Source organism: Bacteroidota bacterium (assembly GCA_016721765.1).
Lineage (GTDB): Bacteria > Bacteroidota > Bacteroidia > UBA4408 > UBA4408 > UBA4408.
Map to the genome: position 1 here is coordinate 1 of JADKHO010000003.1, position 18,515 is coordinate 18,515.

The window sequence follows — 18,515 nt, forward strand, 5'->3', positions numbered from 1 at the left end:
CGGTTGGATGATTTTTGTGATTGCTGTGGTGACTATTCAGGTTTCTCCGGAATGAATATAATCATGCCGAAGCAATTATCAAGAAGTATCAAAACAAACGACTACTCAACTAGCTACCAAAAAATTCGAAAAATGAATTTGGAAGTTTATTTGGCAAAATATTTATCTAAACAGAAAAGCCTTCCTCCGCTTGACACTTCTGATTTAAAAATACGTATATCACCGAAAAGGGAGAGATAGAAGTCTTTGAAAAATTAGATGCTATAAGTGAGCTTGAGCAAAGAAAAATTTCATTTCCGACTCTAAAGGAATAATTCTCGAACTAATCAGTTATTACGCTGCAACTAAATACATTAAATTTAATTCATATATCAACAAGGATTGGGGGAGAGAATCCGGAGCAGGTGAAATGGATGTTATAATTGACAATGAAAAGAAGCTTTACTTATAGAATGCAAAATGAATGACCCAATAATCATAGCGCAGATTTGATAATTTCAAAGGCAAAAAAATAAATTACTGCAAAGTTTCCACACAAAAGCACTTAATTGAAATTTGGAGCTGGCTTCCGGTTAGTAACTAAATTTAGCAACATTTATTAACAATAATTGTAATTGTTATTCTCTTTCAACCTGACAGAACGGTTGAATTTTGAATCACCTTAGACTTTCGAAATTACGTCATCCTTAATTACAAATAGATTTAATTTCCACAACTAATCATTGTGATTAAAATTCTGAGCTGAATTGAGGTATCAAATCCTAAAAAACACAATCAGAAATTAATCTGAGCGGGTTTTACATTTATTTTTTTAGTAGAAAGCAAATGAAAACAATCTCCGAATATTTACCGCTAATTTTCAGCGTAATAGCTATAGGAATTAGTTTAAAGAAAGAAAAAGGGGCTTAAGCTCTTTTGTCTATGAGATGCAGATTAAGGCTTCTTATGAGCTGATGGGAAGCTTTCTCAAACTTAAATCAGAGTATGATCGGTTGGATTAATTTAAAAGAGATGGGTATCATGTTCATTCGGTTCCTTACCCCTACACAAACCGTAAATAATATCACAACTATTTATAATCAAATTTCTCAACACAGACTTATTCTATCAAATCAATTACTAAATAAGTTCATAAACCTTCTAAATGAATATATTAAAGAGTGCCTAAAAGATGGGTGAGGATATAAATATGTTTCAAAGGTTGATTCACATTTTTTTGAAAATAGCTACTCTTCAAAATGAAATAAGAAAAGAATTCGGCATTGCCATAATTGACTCAACCTAACAAGAATATTGTTGGTATTCCTTTTAGTCCTAAAAACTGAAAAATCCATTCAGATTAAAATGATTGCTTCAAATGCTTTCTGAGATTTGTTGAAATATCATATATTTGAATTAGATATCAGTAGAGCCGAAACTACATCAACGGGCGAGTCTGAAAGCCTTATTAGTAGGGAAAACAAAATAATAAATATTAAAATGGCAAAAAAACCAATCGTTGAAGGACCAAGACCAAGCACGGTGAAAGGTTATCCAAGTGGATCTGCGGGGAACAATCCCCTCCCAAGCCAGCTCCACCGAAGAGGTAGAGGAACCGACTCATCTTTCATGTGTTCAAGTAAAAACACCAGACGCATGATTATCTATAATGCATGCACGCTAATCTATATGAAATGTTCTGTCAGAAATAAACTGATATAATTTGAAAATTGAAATATGCAATAAATCTAAACTGCATGACCAGATAAACCTTCAAGAATAAAGAATAAAATAAATTTTATTCACTAAAACTATATTTTTATGCTAAAAAAATGTAAGGAATCAAATTCTCAAATATTGGATTGCTAAAGAAATCTTCCCAAAAAGTTGAAAATTCAAATTATCCAAGAAATTGGATTTTCCACTGCTAAATTAAAACAGCAAAAAAACAGTTAATAAACAAAACTTGCTTTCAAAAATTATTTAGCAAAAAGTTCAAAATATTATGGACAATCCATTTGAAGATAAATCCAATCTGTCTTCGGCTGCCTTTTCTTTCACGCTTAAAAGCCTCACTACTTTTCAATAAAATGCGATTCTCCAATGGTCCCAACTAAAGTAGGAGATTTTCAATTGAAATAGCGGTATTTTCATTAGATAATAACTCTTTTCCAATTCATAAATTTAATAGTCAACAGGAGATCAAGGAAATTCTGCTTTTGTCAAAATATAATTGTGATCAAAATCGTAGTTCTGGAAGTGTTGAGATTATTGTTGCTGCTCAATATAAAATAATTGGGAAGGTGACGATTGGATGCGTATATGGAGACCTTTGGATGATGGGCAGGTCATAACTGAAGGCAATACAATAACCTATTCCTTTCTTAATGGTCATCTTATCTCAACTGTAATGATTTATTAGCATATGAAAAGAATAATAATTTTTGTCTCTCTGTATTAGTTTGTACTTCGGTTTTATCCCAACCTAACACAGAAGGGATATTGAACAAAGTAAATACTCATCCCGGAAGAAGAGCATCGATATAGTCAAAGAAGGTTATTTGAGGGAGTTCCAATCTACCCTCTTGAAGCAAATTATTCGTTTGGCTCAGATATGACTCTTGAACTTGGAAGAGGCTTTCACCTTATCATCTGGATAAAATAAAAGAAAGTCCTGTATTTTACACCATAAAGCCCACCACTAGTGAAGGTGTAAATGATGCAAAATTTAAGCTAGAATTGTTTTTTGATAGAAGCCAACTAGAACAAAGTCTTGATTTTGATTTAAAATGAACGCTAGTGGATTTGGCGTAACTGCAAATGCGTTTTATCATGCGATAAACAGCTCAAAGTTTAACCAATCGACAATTTATGCTGTAATTAAAGGATACTGTGAATATGAACACCTTTCAATTGATATCACTCAAGTAAAACCCGAAGCTCGTAAACTTGCCAAGAATCCTACAAAATTTAAAGAGATTTATGGCAGCAAAATACCTATAATGGCCCGAAGATATTCTTCCATTTATATCATAATAAAAATGTCGAGTAATACTTCAGAGATTGTAAAGGAAGTAACTAAAGGTGGGAAAATCGGATTTAATGGTGCTATTATCTCAGCTAGTGTAGAGGCAAAAGTAAAAGAATACATGAAGAGCTCATCTAATCATAAGGATATAGAAGTAAGCGTATTAACACGAGGAGGTGGAGGTTTAGAAAATTTGATTCTTTATTAGGAATCTTAATGCTCAATCAGATATTGATTTTTCCCTCAATAAAATAGAGGAGGGGTTATCAAAATATTTTAAAAGTATTAATGTTAAGAATTCTGCTACTTTGGGCTTCTTTTGTAAGGATTATAAAGATTTACATATAAAAGAGTTTTTTTCTTTAGAACCTGATTATTATGATATTTCTAAAGAAAAGTGTTTGGCTCAAATTATTTCAAATTTTTCCGAAGCAGGAAAAAAGCTTGAAAGGGTAAAATTAATAGCAAATAAAAATGACTTAAAGTTTATCACACTTTCAAAATCACAAAATGATTCATTACCAATTTTGATTGATAGCCTATCACAATATCAACAATTACTTATGAAGTATCATTATTATCTTTCAGATATAGAGCCTAACGGAAAGAATGGAGTTAATTTTGACACGATTAAGATTCCTGAAATACCAAAATCTACTTTTTGGAGAATGATGTAGAGTGTTCATTTGAAAATAACCAGCTCATTATTCAGGGCTCAAATTTACAAAAATGTATCAATATCATCTTTGATCGTGCCAACGGCTCCCTCGTTAATTATTTCAATTTAGTTGATTATGATGATATAAGACAGAATAGTTCATCCACTGGGGATTTTCAGTTACCAAAGATTCGATGGGTAAATCAATTATCACTATTGAACATTCATTTTATGAAAATTATTTGATGGAAAGGTAGTTCATATAATAATCAAGATGGAGCATTCTTAATGGTTAACGTAAATCTACAGTATGATAAAGAGCAGATATATAATGTTGGAATAATTAGATGCAATGGTACTGGAATTGGAAAATGTAGTTATGCTTATTACCCACCATTTAATGTGACCAATGACAATGTTAGTTTTACAACAAAAATAATCTACTACAAGAACATTATTTTTATTTTAAAATAATTCCTTGGGACGGGTCATCAATTATTTTTAGTGATGTTTTTTCAATGAAATGTAATATTGATCGACTTTCCTATCTCAATGGAATAATATCAAGAAGATTTTTGAATTCATAATATCTCAATGAATTCTGAGGTTATTTTGTCAGAGCCATTTCAAAATAAAGCAGATTGTGATACTTCATGTCAAACGCATGCTAGATTGAATTTAATTTCAAAAACCGTGCGTTTTCAGCCAACTATTCAATTAGCGCCCATTAATTGTAATGCAAAGATAATTTGTCATTATGGAATTGGAAATTTTGTAGATTTAACATCAAAGTTGATGAACAAAAATATTCTAAAGACTATCCTTGTAGCACAACTGATAGAGATGTTTTGAAGGATGCAATTGATGCGTGTAAAGCAGGTACTCTCGATGTTATATTTGACGAAGGATGGAATTTAGATTGTGGAAAGAATTAGGTTTTTAATTTTTTTTGACCTTTTATTTTCAAATCGGATATTAGTATTTAAATAAGATGATTAGTGCTTTAAACAATTAGAAAACCCTAATTTATGACAACAGATTATTATTACTTATGGTTAGATTTTATTGGAAATCCTTCAAAGGATTCTCCGTTTTTTTTTAGCAGTGTTTTTAACATAGACTATTTAGATCCGAAAGATTTGAAGAAGCAACAAGATCAACAAATGCTTGATTTTAGAAACTTTTGCGGAGTCGATATAAATTATTTTCAACATATTTCGATTTCACTTCAAAGAAATAGGGTATTGGTTGAAAAAGGAAGAAGTGTAATTATAGATCAGATACGTAATCAATATAATGAAGACGAGGTAATTACGGAAGTGATTTGGCCGATAATTCAGAAAAAAAAATAAAAAGATAGTATTATATTATCTGATTGGCATTCAAAATAAATTCACCCCCTACGATCTTGTTTCAATACTAGCCGGGCTAATCCTCAAATTATCTAATTATCTTTTTAAAATTTTTCAAGAAATGGATATAAATCCGCAATAACCCCCATATCTTCTAGAAAATGGTTCGAGATTCGGTCAGTGAAGCCCACCAAAAGCCTCGCAATTTGCGGGGCTTTTTCATTTTCTATAATCCGCTTTTTATATACTTCGGACGAACGGTAGGTAATGTGATTGTGCCATATCGTTCTTAATTAATTAAACACCTTATGATCTGCTTGAATAGATAAGAGCTATTAATTTTTTAACTTCTGATGTGCTCCCGGATTTTACATTGTAAAAGTTGTGACCAGAACTAGTTTGATTGGTATATGTAAACAAGGCATCGTAAAGTAAATTAGATTATTTATTAATTTTAAGCAGTTCAACCAATGGACGAACTGCTTTTGATTTAAATTGTATGACAAAAAATATATTTGCCTTTCTACTTTCATTGATCAATTCGATGAGAGGCTATTCACAAGTTCTTAGCAATAATTGGCAAATAGTGAAGAAGTCAGGCTTGACATTACTGAGCTATTTAAACAAATTGAGTGTTTAAAGGAGCAGAATGAAGAACTTAAAAGTAAAATTCAAGAATTAAATCAAAGATGATTATGAGATTAAGACTTTTTATTATCTTTTCTGCAATTCTATTGACAACTGCTTTTCAATCTGGAAAAATTGAGGAAAGTCAATTAACGTTCAATTGGAAACTTTGCTATCAATATCACGATGAACCAGGTGGAGAGTATACACTTAGTCCTCAAGGGGTTGATACAAATTATTTTTTAGATCTTAGGTCAAATGGGGATTTTGTGAGGAGTCGAACAAATAATGTTCGTGGCAAGTGGAGCTTAAAAAATGATGAACTTCTTCTTAGTTTATTAAGAGATAGTACAACAAGACTCACAAACTGGCGAATTATTAAAGTTACTTCGGATTCTTTAGTAATTATAGAATCAGGACTTGATGATTTCACCATACAAAGGTTTTCAAAATAAAAAGAAATTATTAAATTTTAGGTTATTTCTTATGAACTTTTATTGAATATTTAAATCGAAATAAAAAAATTACTGGACTAACCTTGAATGTAAATGCAAAGCAAGAATTTCATGCACTGGGTATTTTAAATGGATATAAATATTTTTTTAAAGACCTTGTAATGGAAGTTGTTTGGGGAGTGAGATGAGGTTATGAAATAAGTTCAAACTCAGATGTGAAGATATATTTACATTATAACCAGCAATTCTTCAGACTTGGGTTGAATGTTGGTTCATATTTAAATAGAATTATAGATACTAATAGTAATATTCTCTAAAAAATACTTGCGCATGTTAAAAAAGAACCTAATTGCCTTATGCCTGATGATAACTGGCTTAAACTTCAGCTCCTTTTCTCAAACTTATAACATGGGTAATGATACTGTTTCTACTTGTAGTGGAATTTTTTATGACAGCGGTGGACCTTTGGCTAACTATTATCTTAATCAAAATTTAACGATGACATTTAATTCATCGAATGGAAATCGCTTGCTGTTTAATTTCAGTTCCTTGAGTACAGTTTATAATTTAAATGTGTACGATGGCAATACTCTAAATGCTCCTCTGATAGGGTCGTATAGCGGTGTTTTAGGACCATTCAGTGTTCAATCTTCTGGCACTTCTCTTACCTTTCGATTTATTACTGGCAATGTTTCTGCACAATCTGCAGGATGGGCAGCCACCATATCCTGTTCAACTCCAGTGCTAGCTGCTTATCCACTAAACAATGGACAAACTGTAACCGCATGTAACGGTATTTTTTATGACGATGGTGGAGCTGATTCACTTTATGCTATAAACAAAACCTCAACAATGACTTTTTGCCCTACTACTTCGAATGATTACCTTATTTTTAACTTCCCCACACAGTTCGAATTAGCGTCGGGTGATACACTTTTTGTTTATAGCGGTAGCACTGCTTCAACGGCACCTATAGGTGTTTATGTAGGTTCAAATGTAGGCGCTATTATTTCTTCACCTCAAGCGGGTGCTTGTATTACTTTTAAATTTATTTCAGATGGAGTTTCTAACACAGTTGGTTGGGAAGGAATAATGACTTGTTCTGCCACAAATCCGCGGTATACTATGAACATGGTTAGTGGTACAATTCCTACTTGTGGAGGATTGTTTTATGATAATGGCGGACCAACCGGCAATTATAAAACGAATAGCAATAGCCTGGTAACTTTTAATTCATCGAATGGAAATCGCTTGCTGTTTAATTTCAGTTCCTTGAGTACTGTTTATAATTTAAATGTGTACGATGGCAATACGCTAAATGCTCCTCTGATAGGTTCGTATAGCGGTGTTTTAGGACCATTCAGTGTTCAATCCTCTGGCACTTCTCTTACCTTTCGATTTATTACTGGCAATGTTTCTGCACAATCTGCAGGATGGGCAGCCACCATATCCTGTTCAACTCCAGTGCTAGCTGCTTATCCGCTAAACAATGGACAAACTGTAACCGCATGTAACGGTATTTTTTATGACGATGGTGGAGCTGATTCACTTTATGCTATAAACCAAACCTCAACAATGACTTTTTGCCCTACTACTTCGAATGATTACCTTATTTTTAACTTCCCCACACAGTTCGAATTAGCGTCGGGTGATACACTTTTTGTTTATAGCGGTAGCACTGCTTCAACGGCACCTATTGGTGTTTATGTAGGTTCAAATGTAGGCGCTATTATTTCTTCACCTCAAGCGGGTGCTTGTATTACTTTTAAATTTATTTCAGATGGAGTTTCTAACACAGTTGGTTGGGAAGGAATAATGACTTGTTCTGCCACAAATCCGCGGTATACTATGAACATGGTTAGTGGTACAATTCCTACTTGTGGAGGATTGTTTTATGATAATGGCGGACCAACCGGCAATTATAAAACGAATAGCAATAGCCTGGTAACTTTTAATTCATCGAATGGAAATCGCTTGCTGTTTAATTTCAGTTCGTTGAGTACTGTTTATAATTTAAATGTGTACGATGGCAATACGCTAAATGCTCCTCTGATAGGTTCGTATAGCGGTGTTTTAGGGCCATTCAGTGTTCAATCCTCCGGCACTGCGCTTACCTTTCAGTTTATTACAGGCAATGTTTCTGCACAATCTGCAGGATGGGCAGCCACCATATCCTGTTCAACTCCAGTGCTAACTGCTTATCCACTAAACAATGGACAAACTGTAACCGCATGTGACGGTATTTTTTATGACGATGGTGGAGCAGATTCATTTTATGCTTTAAACCAAACCTCAACAATGACCTTTTGCCCTACTACTTCGAACGATTACCTTATTTTTAATTTCCCTAATCAGTTCGAATTAGCGTCGGGTGATACACTTTTTGTTTATAGCGGTAGCACTGCTTCAACAGCTCCTATTGGTGTTTATGTAGGTTCAAATGTAGGCGCTATTATTTCTTCGCCTCAAGCGGGTGCTTGTATCACTTTTAAATTTATTTCGGATGGAGTTTATAACACATCTGGTTGGCAAGGAATAATGACTTGCTCAACTTTTCCAGTTTACACAATGAGTATGATTAGCGGAACAATTAATACTTGTGGTGGATTGTTTTATGATAGCGGTGGGCCAAACCTAAACTACAAGCTCAACAGCTCACACACTGTAACTTTTAATTCAACAAGCGGCTGTTCCATAAAATTTGATTTTAGTTCACTCACCACAACTTATGGTTTAAATGCATATGATGGGACCACAACAGCTGCACCTTTAATTGGCTCGTATGGTAGTGGAATAGCGCCATTCACAGTTCAATCAAGCGGCTCTTCAATAACTTTTCAATTTATTACAGGAAACATAGCTGCTCAATCAATGGGATGGGGGGCATCAATTTCATGTCCAGGTACAACAAGTGCAACAATAGCTGCAAATGGACCATCTGCTATATGCTATGGTGATTCATTGGTACTAACAGCGAATTCAGCAGCTTCGTATAGTTGGAACACCGGAGATACAACGCAGTCAATAATTGTAAAAAATACAGGTTTATATTTTGTAACCATTACGAATAATCTAGGTTGTGTTGCAAGTTCACCAATTTATTCGTTATTAGTAAACACTATTCCAACGCAGCCGGTCATCCAACAAAGTAATAATAGTTTAATTTGTGGTGCATTTACGAGTTACCAATGGTATTTGAATAGTGGAGTAATAATTGGTGCAGATTCTATGCAACATGTAGTTACTCAAAATGGAAGTTATACTGTACAAGTTACGGATTCGAATGGCTGTAAAAATATTTCTGCACCATTTAATTTTAATTCCGTTGGGATAAATCAATATAACAAAGATGCCGATTTACAAATTGTACCCAACCCTAATAGCGGAAGATTTAAAATTAGTTTACTAAAAAAGGAAGTAGTTAAATTAACTATTTTAAATTTATTAGGAGATATTATTTACGAAACAGAACCTAGCAAAGGAGAAATTGTGCTACCAATGAAATTGATTGGGATTTATTTGTTAAGAGTTCAAATAAAAGACTCAACATACTACAAAAAAATAATCTTTGAATAGGGTGTGAATAGGATTTAAAAGAAGAGCATATAAAATTGACCAGCACTCATCCCCGTTTGCAAAGCAGATGCTTTAAATTTGCATTTTTATTGTAATAAACAAAAACACCGCATTGCGCCATTTTAGTAGTAAATTTATATCTCTTAGATTCGAATTCTGCGTAGAGATCGATAAAAAATAACCAATAAGCAAGGAACATATTTCAAACCCTTAACAGTTGTTAATTGGGTAATTTATTCACAAAAACCATGTAAAGGCCATGATTATGAAGCATGATGAAGTTTTCCTTTTTTAGCAGCGTTGGGTATTAATCTGATCACAAATGGGAGTGGAAATTGTAAAATGCTATTTAGTAATAAGTTGCTAACGCAAGAAACAAAAATACCGCCTTGAGACTATTCGGAATGGCAACTATTACTATAATGTATCTAATCGGAAAAAGATTACAGGTCGAGGTAAGGTCGCTAGTGTTAAGTGATTAGTTTTTATATCTTTTTTCAGGGTTTAAAAGTCATAAATCGCTGTAAATGCAATAAAAGGATATAGGTTTAACTTATTCCGTTTTGATTTTCAAATGAGAAATCATACTGGCAATAACCTTTATGTCTTCTAGAAAATGGTTCGAGATTTAGTTCAGTCAAGCCAACAAAAAGCCTCGCAATGTGCGGGGCTTTTGTCGTTAATAAACATATTTCGTTTTTTAAACCACCTCAGCCACTGTAAACGTTGAGCCTCCAATAAAAATTAAATCCTCTTTTGTAGCATTTTTCTTGGCGGCTTTTAAGGCATCATACACCGAATCATACGATTTACCTTTTAAACCTGCTTTTTTGGCCTGTGCCTCAAGTTCCTTTTCATTCAAAGCTCTTGGTAATTCTGCCTTACAGAAATAGTATATCGCTTTAGCAGGAAGTACTTTCAGTAGCTTACTAATGTCCTTGTCATTTACCACGCCAATCACAAAATGTAACTTTTTGTGAGGCGTTGTTTCAAGCTGCTTTACCACTTCCTTTAAGCCCGCTTCATTGTGACCGGTATCTGCAACAATGAGCGGATTGCGTCCTAAAATTTGCCAACGCCCTTGCAAATCGGTTTGCACAATCACTTTCGCTATCCCTGCTCTAATATCCTTTTCAGTAACGATAAAGGATTGTTGTTGCAACAATTCAATGGCTTGCAAAACGGTGCAAACGTTTTTGTGCTGGTAAAGGCCTAATAATGGCAATTCTACTTTTTCTAAATAGCTTTTACCATTTTGAAGTATATCCAACACTTGAACGGGAGCAACAGTTCCTTTGGTAAGCGCTTGTTTCACCTTATATTTTTGATCCGCGAAAAATAGTTCGGATTTATGTTGAATCGCTACTTTAGAAAAAATAAAGCGTGTTTCAGCTTGCATTTCACCAATCACCACAGGAGTCTTTAATTTTATGATTCCGGCCTTTTCAAGTGCAATTTTTTCCAAAGTTTCTCCAAGCAATGCCTGGTGGTCATAACTAATATTGGTAATCACCGATAACAAGGGTTTAATCACATTTGTGGAATCTAATCTTCCTCCTAAACCGGTTTCAATTATGGCAATATCAACCTGTTCTTTTTCGAAATAGCAAAATGCCATTCCAACGGTAATTTCAAAAAAGGAAGGTTTTATCTTTTCAAAACCGCTTTTGTATTTCTCCACAAAATCAACCACATCGTGCTGACTAATCATTTTGCCATTGATTTTAATGCGCTCCCTAAAATCTTTTAAATGAGGGGAGGTATACAAACCTACTCGATAACCGGCGCTTTGCAGGATGGATGCAAGCAAATGCGAAACCGAGCCTTTCCCATTGGTACCGGCAATGTGTATGGTTTTAAATTTTTTTTCAGGATTTTTTAGCAGCTTACACAGGGCAACCGTATTGGTTAAATCTGCGCGATAAGCAGCAGCACCAATGCGTTGAAACATTGGCAAGCTGGCATACAAATAATCAAGCGCTTGTTTGTAATTCATACCCTACAAAAATTTTGCGAATATAATCTGAAACTTTCAGCGCAACAAATTGAATTTTAAGGGTAAAGCGAATTTATTTTAAAAGAAAATTATATACAATCGTGCCGCGTTGCTCATCGGGAGCATCCGGTTTGGCATTAAACTTAGCGCGGAGTGCCGCTTGTTTTGCTTTTTCTAAAAGATAAGAGTTGGTAGTCGTAGAGCCTTTCACGCCGGGTTTTGCGCTAATTACATTTCCTAATTTATCCACCGAAATTTCTACCACCACGCGCCCTTCCACTTGCTGGGTATATTCCGGAATAGGTATTTTTTGCGATTTACGGCCGCCTAAGCTGTAAGATATTCCACCACCGTCACCACCGGGGCCGTTTGCTCCTGGGGTGTCTCCATGCCCGCCACCGGGTCCATGATATTTCGAATCCATGCTGCCGTCAGGTGAGCCTTGATCGCCGGGTTTTCCGGTTTCTCCTTCACTGCCGTTGCTACCGCCATCTGATTTGCTTTTTCCTTTGTACAATGAACTTGCATTCACTACAGGCTTGGGCGGCTCTATATCTTTAACAGGAGTTTCAACCGCCTTGGTAACGGTTTCTGTTGCCGGTTTTTGTTTCAATACTTCGGGTGCATCTTCTGTTTCTTGCGTTACCACGGCTTCTTCAACAGGGGCAGTTAGCTTTTCAATCTTCGTTTTTATTTCCTCTGTTAACTCAGGTGCTTGTGAGTTTTTTAAACTGGTTGCCTCTCGTGGTTGTACTTCGCCCATCCCATCATCCGAAGTTCCAAAATTTACTTCAATACCCGGACTTCCAGCATCCGGAAAAGGAGGAATGGGTGTTTTAAATACGATCAATAAAAACAAAAGCAAAAGCAGGCCATGAAACAGCAATGTTCCCACCAGCGCAGCAATGCGGTTATTGTTTTGTTCTTCTTGAGCCATTTTATTTAGTGGTTTTGGCAGCCATTACCATGCGCACTTTTAATTTATTTCCTATCTCCAGCACATCCACAAGGTCTTGCACGGTCAGCGAATTGTCGACACGAAGCACAATAGTAGCTTCTGAAACACCACTTATTAAAATGCGAAGCTGGCCTTCCAAATTTTCAAATGCGATGGGTTTGTTGTTTAAATAAATTTCTTTGTCTTTCGATATATCTACCGTGAATTGCTGTTTGCTCATGGTTTGCACAGATGAGGCTTTGGGCAACAAGAGTTTAATTACACTCGGATTTACCAGCGTTGATACAATGAGAAAAAACAACATCAAAAAAAACATGATGTCACTCATTGAGGATGCGCCTACCTCTGCGGCAAAGCGGTGTTTATTTCTCCTTAAACTCATAGTGCAGGTTCTTGTAATAAATCAATAAATTCAACACTGGCTGTTTCCATTTTTGTTACCACACTATCCACCATCATACTCAACACATGATAGCTTACATAAGCAAATATACCCACAACTAATCCGGCAGCACTGGTAATCATCTTTTCATACAAACCTCCCGAAATTAATCCAATGCTAATGTTATCCGCAAGCGAGATATTATAAAATATTTTAATAACCCCGCTTATCGTTCCAATGAAACCAAACATAGGTGCTATACCGGCAATAATTCCCAATATGTTGAGATTTTTTTCCAGCTTGGCTACTTCCAGTTTTCCTACGCCTTCAATAGCACTTTCCACTTCTTTTATGGGTTTATCAATGCGGTTAACACCTTTTTCAATCATCTTGTAAACGGGGGTGTTTCCGCTTTTACAATAAGCTTTTGCAGCAGTCATATTTCCGGTGGAGATATAATCTTTTATGGTAAGCATAAAATTGCCCTCCATCTTGTTTGCCTTACGGATAGTGATGTAGCGCTCAATTAAAATATAAATACTTATGATGGAAAGTATGCCAATCGGAATCATAATATAGCCCCCTTTCATGATGAGGGTGAGCAATGACAATGAATCTTCCTTTGGCGGCAAAGCTGCTGTAGTTGCGGCAACTGCGGTATTCGCTACTTTGCTGAGCGTATCCTGTGCAACACCTGCGGTACTTGTTATTTGAAGAAGAATGGATGAAAGCATATTTTCTTAATTTTTATATTGTTTAAAATATCCGCTAAATTAGCGAGAAGCCAAGGGTGAACCTGTTTGTTAAGACCTAACTTATAAACAGCAATTTGTTAGTTGAGTAGATTCAGAAAATGTGTCACTTCTAAGCAAATAGCTCCTAATTACAAAGGACACGCAACGATTTTTTTATTAGCGGAGTTCAAATTTTACCGGCAAGCTAAAAACCACATTAACATTTTTTCCTTTATAAATACCGGGTTTCCATGGTGGAAATAAATTAACTACACGCATCACTTCTGCATCACAGGCAGAATAAAGCCCTTTTGCAATTTTCACTTCTTTAACTTTTCCGTTTTTATCCACCATAAAGGAAACATAAACAGTTCCTTTTATTCCATTTTCTTTAGCCTGCATAGGATAAACAATATGGTGCGATAAAAATTCCATAAGCTTATCTATTCCTCCCGGAAATTCAGGTGCAATATCTATTTCCGCTAAGTTCTTAGTTGTTTCGCCTAAACCCATTCCCCCGGCACTTTCTGAACCACTAGCTCCGGTTTGAAGCACTGCCGGTAATTCGGAAGTGCTACCACTTGTTGAAACAGCTGAATGCGCACTTAAGTCTTCTGCAGGCTTAATTGTTTCCACGATGGGGGCATCATCTTTTATCTCCGCCACAACATCTTTATTAGCTTCACTTTTACTTTGTGCAACATGCACTTTTTCAGCAAGCGGCATTACCTTTGTTTTGTTAAGGTAAGTGAGGTCAATCTCAATCTTTATTTGTTCAAATTCCTTTTTTTGCAAAGGCAAAATTGTTTCGGCATTTTTTTGGTTCAGAACAGCAAAAATTCCTGCAAAGAGCAGTACTGAAAGCATAGCCGTAGAAAAGGATTTAAGCAGGTTTTGTTCGTATTCCTTTCGGAGGATGTAAGCGCCGTAATTTTTATTTCGTTTTTCAAACAACAATTCAGTAAAGTTGTCTGAAGCATTTATTAAATTTTTCATGACAATTGGTTTTAGTTAAATGATGTTGTAGGAGAGATGCCGAAGTTTTTAATTTTCCATAAATGAAAATTATAACCCTACACAACTAACGAGATTCAAGCACAAATATTGTTAGCTTTTCATTTTTAAGTTTCCAAAAATTCAATTCTGGTTTAAAAAAAATCGTTTAACGGTGTATGTTTTTTTAAATTTTGTAAGTACCTTTAATTACCTAATTTTTTAAATCATGAAAACAAAATTATACCTAGGAGCCTTTTTGCTTTTTCAATCTTTACTACCAAAGGCACAAAATATCGAAAACCCAGGCTTCGACAGTGCATACATTGGGGGCATCGATAGAATTCATTCCTGGATAACATCCGATGCTTGGTACAACTGGACTATCGATACAGTGCAACCTCATACTCCTAATACTCATTATGTTTCTGTTGGATTACAATACCACGAATTGTTGCAAACGGTTCAATTAGAATACGCAAATGCCTTTGAAGGTGCGCTTGCAATTAAATTGTTTTCTGTAAACGGAAAAGTAAGAGTGGATGGGAACCCCTACAAAGGATTTATCACAAACGGAAATCATTTTTATACCGATAGCCAAGGCTATTTGGATTTTGTAAAGGGCGGTACTCCTTTTCCTTTCAGACCATCTAAATTAAGAGGGCACTTTAAATTCGATAACACTTCGCCATCGCTTACTAATTTTGGAAAAGCACGAATATTGCTCAAGAAATACAATTCAACTTTGCAGCAAATTGATACAGTTGCTTACGCTGAAAGCACTATGCAATTTTATCCCACTGCTAATTGGACAGCATTCGAATTGCCTTTAGTCTATCAAAGCAATCAAACTCCCGACAGTGTTGTGCTGGTTTTCGAATCTTCTGCATGGGGTCTTTCTTCTACCTTTTGGCTTGACAGCCTCGGCTTTTATTATCCCAATCCCAGCGCTATAAATGAGTTTAATCAAATACAAAAGCCGCTTTTTTTTCACGATGTAATTAATCATAGCATTGAGTTAAACAAGGAGGTTCTGTTTCGGGAAATTAAATTGTATAACAGTATCGGAAAAATTGTTCGCCAAGGAAAAGAAAACGATTTTAGCATCAGCATTGACAATCTTTACACAGGTATTTATTTTCTAGAGCTTGAAACCGCTTCCTCCGGAAGGAAGATTTACAAGATTCTTGTTAGTGATTCTTCTGCAAAATAAAGATTAATGCTTTTTGTGCGGCTTAATTTTTAATTTCGTGGCACATACTTTTATGAATTCAAAAAAGCCTTTAATTTTAGTAACCAACGACGATGGAATCAATGCACCCGGCATTCGCACGCTCGTATCGGTAATGCACGAAATAGGGGAGGTGTTTGTAGTTGCTCCCGATCGTCCGCAATCAGGCATGGGACATGCCATTACCATAAATTCTACCTTGCGTATTCAAAAATTGAGTTTGGATGGAAAGCATACCGAGTACAGCTGCAGCGGAACTCCGGTAGATTGTGTAAAAATGGCCATCAATAAATTAATGCCACGCAAACCGGATTTAATTGTTTCCGGAATTAATCACGGGAGCAATTCTTCCATCAATGTTATTTATTCAGGTACCATGAGTGCTGCGGTTGAAGGGGCTATCGAAGATATTTCATCCATTGGTTTTTCTTTGTGCAATCATTCTATTGATGCTGATTTTTCGGCCACAAAAAAATATGTGAAATCGATTTGCGAAAAAATGTTGGCCGAAAACCTTCCAAGTGGCGTATGCCTGAATGTAAATTTTCCGGATGTAAAAGCGGAGTTGATTGCTGGTATAAAAGTGTGTCGCCAAGCTAAAGCCATGTGGGTGGAAGATTTGGAGGAACGCCACGACCCAAGCGGCAAACCCTATTACTGGTTAACCGGATATTTTAAAGATCAAGACCACAAAGAGGATACCGATGAATGGGCACTGAAAAATAATTTTATTTCAATAGTTCCGGTACATATTGATTTTACAGCTTATTCAGCTATCGATAAATTAAAAGCATGGAGCCTGAAATAAAAAAATACGACAAACTTTTGCTTGGATTACTGCTCGGAATTATTACTCCGCTGATTGTATTGCTGGTGTATTACAAAATCAATTTTTACTACATCCGTGTCGATACCTTTTTGTACGAAACTTTTATGAAACGTATTTTTCTTCCGCTGCTAAGTTTGTGCGTGCTTGGCAACCTGGCCGTGTTTTTTATTTTTATTCAAACCGATAGGTATTATTCAGCGCGTGGAGTAGTATTCGCTACTTTATTGTATGCAATTGTTGTTTTTATTTTGAAGTTTACGCTGTAATTCAAATAGCATTTAAGCTCCTTAAAAAATGAGTAGTTTGTTTAAACAATACTGGAAACTGGTCTTTGGGCTGTTGCTGACGTGTTTAAATGTAGAAACTTTTGCTGCTGAAATTGTGCTGAAATCAGGCAATAAATCGCATGTGAATTTGGTGGTGAAGAATGTCTGTGGCTACTATGGGAATATTGTTGTTTGTAATGGAAGTGATACTTTAAGTATACCGCATTCCATTGGAACTGTAATGGGTGGTTCTTACACTGCTTTTGATTCTTTGCAGTCTTTCAATAAAATTACTACACTAGAAGTGGAGCCTGAAGGTATTGGACCTTGGTTTAAAAAATATTTATATGTGGGCGACTCCACCAAGATCCAAAAATTTTATGTTGATTATCCACTTGCGAATCCATATGATACAACTCAAATTTATCCGCAACAGTTTTTTTATATGGATAGTATTACCGCATTTTCATCAATTGGGGGATTTAATTATATATTAAAGTCAACTTCAGTAGGGCCAAACTTTTTTGTGTTGGATACTAGCCTTACCTCAAACTTTGCTTCACTTCATCTTAATATGCTTCCTAAAACAATGTATTGTAATTACAACCAAACTGTATACATTACAGGAGAGGATGCATTGCAACATACGAAGCTTTCTATTATTTCTCCCTCATATACACTGTTAATGGATACTGTGTTGCCTTCTTATGCGGATAATGTAAAACATTTGGTTCTTGATTTTCAAAATTTAACGCTGGTTTGTTCCCCAGGCGATTCATGCATTAACATAGTTAAGTATAACCTTACAACTGGTGCGCTTTCCATTTATTTATTGCTTACTAACTCAGGTATTCACGCCAGCGAAATCGTTGGAACATCTCTTGTTTATCAACCCGAAATAGGGAATTTGGGGACTAACGATGAAAAAAAATTATTTGATTTTGATTTATGGAACTTAAACTCTAACGGACCCTTTTTGATTAATAAAAGACTTAAGCTTATTAAATATCCCGATAGCAATCCGAATGTTAGTTTCTATCCGTATATAAATCTGGTGGAAGAATCCATAAACCCTGCGAAAGTGTATCAGTATAGTGTATTCAACTATTTATTAATTGATTCCTTTTCGACCAGTTTAAATCCAGACTTGTTTATTGGAGATTTTCGCTGCCCGGTTGGTATTAAGGAATACGATGATTCACAAGTTAAATTCGAGACTTTTCCCAATCCAGCTTCTAATCTGGTAAACATTGAAAGTTCGGGTTTAATTTGCGGGCGAAATTATGAGTTAGATATTTGTGATGTGGAAGGAAAAATTAAATTTAAAACAAGCATTCATTCCAAAATGACGCTGTCGCTGCCGGTTGAAACCTTAGCACCCGGAATGTATTTTATTCGGATTCATACCCTAAAAGGAATCGTAATTCAAAAAATAATAAAGGAATAATTAC

At 35.3% G+C, this 18,515-nt stretch carries 14 protein-coding genes; 9 read left to right on the forward strand and 5 right to left on the reverse strand.

What is annotated here, in order from left to right; all coding sequences use genetic code 11:
- Positions 1-2,768 precede the first annotated feature (2,768 nt).
- From IPP32_12885 to IPP32_12905, 5 genes are all read left to right on the forward strand, one after another.
- On the forward strand, positions 2,769-3,215 hold the full coding sequence (locus tag IPP32_12885; protein ID MBL0048980.1) for a hypothetical protein: 447 nt from the start codon (positions 2,769-2,771) through the stop codon (positions 3,213-3,215).
- Positions 3,216-3,315: 100 nt separating this feature from the next.
- Complete coding sequence (locus tag IPP32_12890; protein ID MBL0048981.1) at positions 3,316-3,684, forward strand: hypothetical protein; 369 nt, start codon at positions 3,316-3,318, stop codon at positions 3,682-3,684.
- A 1,009-nt stretch (positions 3,685-4,693) separates the two neighbouring features.
- Positions 4,694-5,017, forward strand: coding sequence for a hypothetical protein (locus IPP32_12895; protein MBL0048982.1), 324 nt, complete (start codon positions 4,694-4,696; stop codon positions 5,015-5,017).
- A 695-nt stretch (positions 5,018-5,712) separates the two neighbouring features.
- Positions 5,713-6,099 (forward strand): hypothetical protein, encoded by a 387-nt coding sequence (locus IPP32_12900; GenBank protein ID MBL0048983.1) that lies wholly within the window; start codon positions 5,713-5,715, stop codon positions 6,097-6,099.
- 330 nt (positions 6,100-6,429) lie between these two features.
- Complete coding sequence (locus IPP32_12905; protein MBL0048984.1) at positions 6,430-9,675, forward strand: T9SS type A sorting domain-containing protein; 3,246 nt, start codon at positions 6,430-6,432, stop codon at positions 9,673-9,675.
- A gap of 700 nt (positions 9,676-10,375) precedes the next feature.
- On the opposite strand, the gene IPP32_12910 is transcribed toward IPP32_12905, so the two are convergent.
- The 5 genes from IPP32_12910 to IPP32_12930 all read right to left on the reverse strand — a co-directional run bounded on the left by IPP32_12910 (position 10,376) and on the right by IPP32_12930 (position 14,741).
- Positions 10,376-11,671: a bifunctional folylpolyglutamate synthase/dihydrofolate synthase gene (locus IPP32_12910; protein MBL0048985.1), complete on the reverse strand. Its 1,296-nt coding sequence runs from the start codon at positions 11,669-11,671 to the stop codon at positions 10,376-10,378.
- A 73-nt stretch (positions 11,672-11,744) separates the two neighbouring features.
- Positions 11,745-12,608, reverse strand: coding sequence for a TonB family protein (locus IPP32_12915; GenBank protein ID MBL0048986.1), 864 nt, complete (start codon positions 12,606-12,608; stop codon positions 11,745-11,747).
- Position 12,609: 1 nt separating this feature from the next.
- Entirely contained in the window at positions 12,610-13,011 is a 402-nt protein-coding gene (locus IPP32_12920; GenBank protein MBL0048987.1) for a biopolymer transporter ExbD, read from the reverse strand.
- Positions 13,008-13,745: a MotA/TolQ/ExbB proton channel family protein gene (locus IPP32_12925; protein MBL0048988.1), complete on the reverse strand. Its 738-nt coding sequence runs from the start codon at positions 13,743-13,745 to the stop codon at positions 13,008-13,010. The genes IPP32_12920 and IPP32_12925 overlap by 4 nt, the downstream gene beginning before the upstream one ends.
- Positions 13,746-13,922: 177 nt before the next feature.
- Entirely contained in the window at positions 13,923-14,741 is an 819-nt protein-coding gene (locus IPP32_12930) for an energy transducer TonB (GenBank protein ID MBL0048989.1), read from the reverse strand.
- Positions 14,742-14,967: 226 nt separating this feature from the next.
- Here IPP32_12930 and IPP32_12935 point away from each other — a divergent pair, with 226 nt between their 5' ends.
- From IPP32_12935 to IPP32_12950, 4 genes are read left to right on the forward strand one after another with little or no spacing between them, the layout of a single operon-like run.
- Positions 14,968-15,951, forward strand: a complete 984-nt coding sequence (locus IPP32_12935) for a hypothetical protein (protein ID MBL0048990.1) — start codon at positions 14,968-14,970, stop codon at positions 15,949-15,951.
- 52 nt (positions 15,952-16,003) lie between these two features.
- Positions 16,004-16,777, forward strand: a complete 774-nt coding sequence (gene surE, locus IPP32_12940) for a 5'/3'-nucleotidase SurE (GenBank protein ID MBL0048991.1) — start codon at positions 16,004-16,006, stop codon at positions 16,775-16,777.
- Positions 16,762-17,064, forward strand: coding sequence for a hypothetical protein (locus IPP32_12945; protein MBL0048992.1), 303 nt, complete (start codon positions 16,762-16,764; stop codon positions 17,062-17,064). The genes surE and IPP32_12945 overlap by 16 nt, the downstream gene beginning before the upstream one ends.
- 28 nt (positions 17,065-17,092) lie before the next feature.
- On the forward strand, positions 17,093-18,511 hold the full coding sequence (locus IPP32_12950) for a T9SS type A sorting domain-containing protein (protein ID MBL0048993.1): 1,419 nt from the start codon (positions 17,093-17,095) through the stop codon (positions 18,509-18,511).
- Positions 18,512-18,515: the final 4 nt, after the last annotated feature.

Excerpts from the sequence above, each read along its gene's own strand:
- IPP32_12885 (MBL0048980.1), top strand. The coding sequence starts at position 2,769 with ATGAACGCTAGTGGATTTGGCGTAACTGCAAATGCGTTTTATCATGCG.
- IPP32_12895 (MBL0048982.1), top strand. The coding sequence starts at position 4,694 with ATGACAACAGATTATTATTACTTATGGTTAGATTTTATTGGAAATCCT.
- IPP32_12900 (MBL0048983.1), top strand. The coding sequence starts at position 5,713 with ATGAGATTAAGACTTTTTATTATCTTTTCTGCAATTCTATTGACAACT.
- IPP32_12905 (MBL0048984.1), top strand. The coding sequence starts at position 6,430 with ATGTTAAAAAAGAACCTAATTGCCTTATGCCTGATGATAACTGGCTTA.
- IPP32_12910 (MBL0048985.1), bottom strand. The coding sequence starts at position 11,671 with ATGAATTACAAACAAGCGCTTGATTATTTGTATGCCAGCTTGCCAATG.
- IPP32_12915 (MBL0048986.1), bottom strand. The coding sequence starts at position 12,608 with ATGGCTCAAGAAGAACAAAACAATAACCGCATTGCTGCGCTGGTGGGA.
- IPP32_12920 (MBL0048987.1), bottom strand. The coding sequence starts at position 13,011 with ATGAGTTTAAGGAGAAATAAACACCGCTTTGCCGCAGAGGTAGGCGCA.
- IPP32_12925 (MBL0048988.1), bottom strand. The coding sequence starts at position 13,745 with ATGCTTTCATCCATTCTTCTTCAAATAACAAGTACCGCAGGTGTTGCA.
- IPP32_12930 (MBL0048989.1), bottom strand. The coding sequence starts at position 14,741 with ATGAAAAATTTAATAAATGCTTCAGACAACTTTACTGAATTGTTGTTT.
- IPP32_12935 (MBL0048990.1), top strand. The coding sequence starts at position 14,968 with ATGAAAACAAAATTATACCTAGGAGCCTTTTTGCTTTTTCAATCTTTA.
- surE (MBL0048991.1), top strand. The coding sequence starts at position 16,004 with ATGAATTCAAAAAAGCCTTTAATTTTAGTAACCAACGACGATGGAATC.
- IPP32_12945 (MBL0048992.1), top strand. The coding sequence starts at position 16,762 with ATGGAGCCTGAAATAAAAAAATACGACAAACTTTTGCTTGGATTACTG.
- IPP32_12950 (MBL0048993.1), top strand. The coding sequence starts at position 17,093 with ATGAGTAGTTTGTTTAAACAATACTGGAAACTGGTCTTTGGGCTGTTG.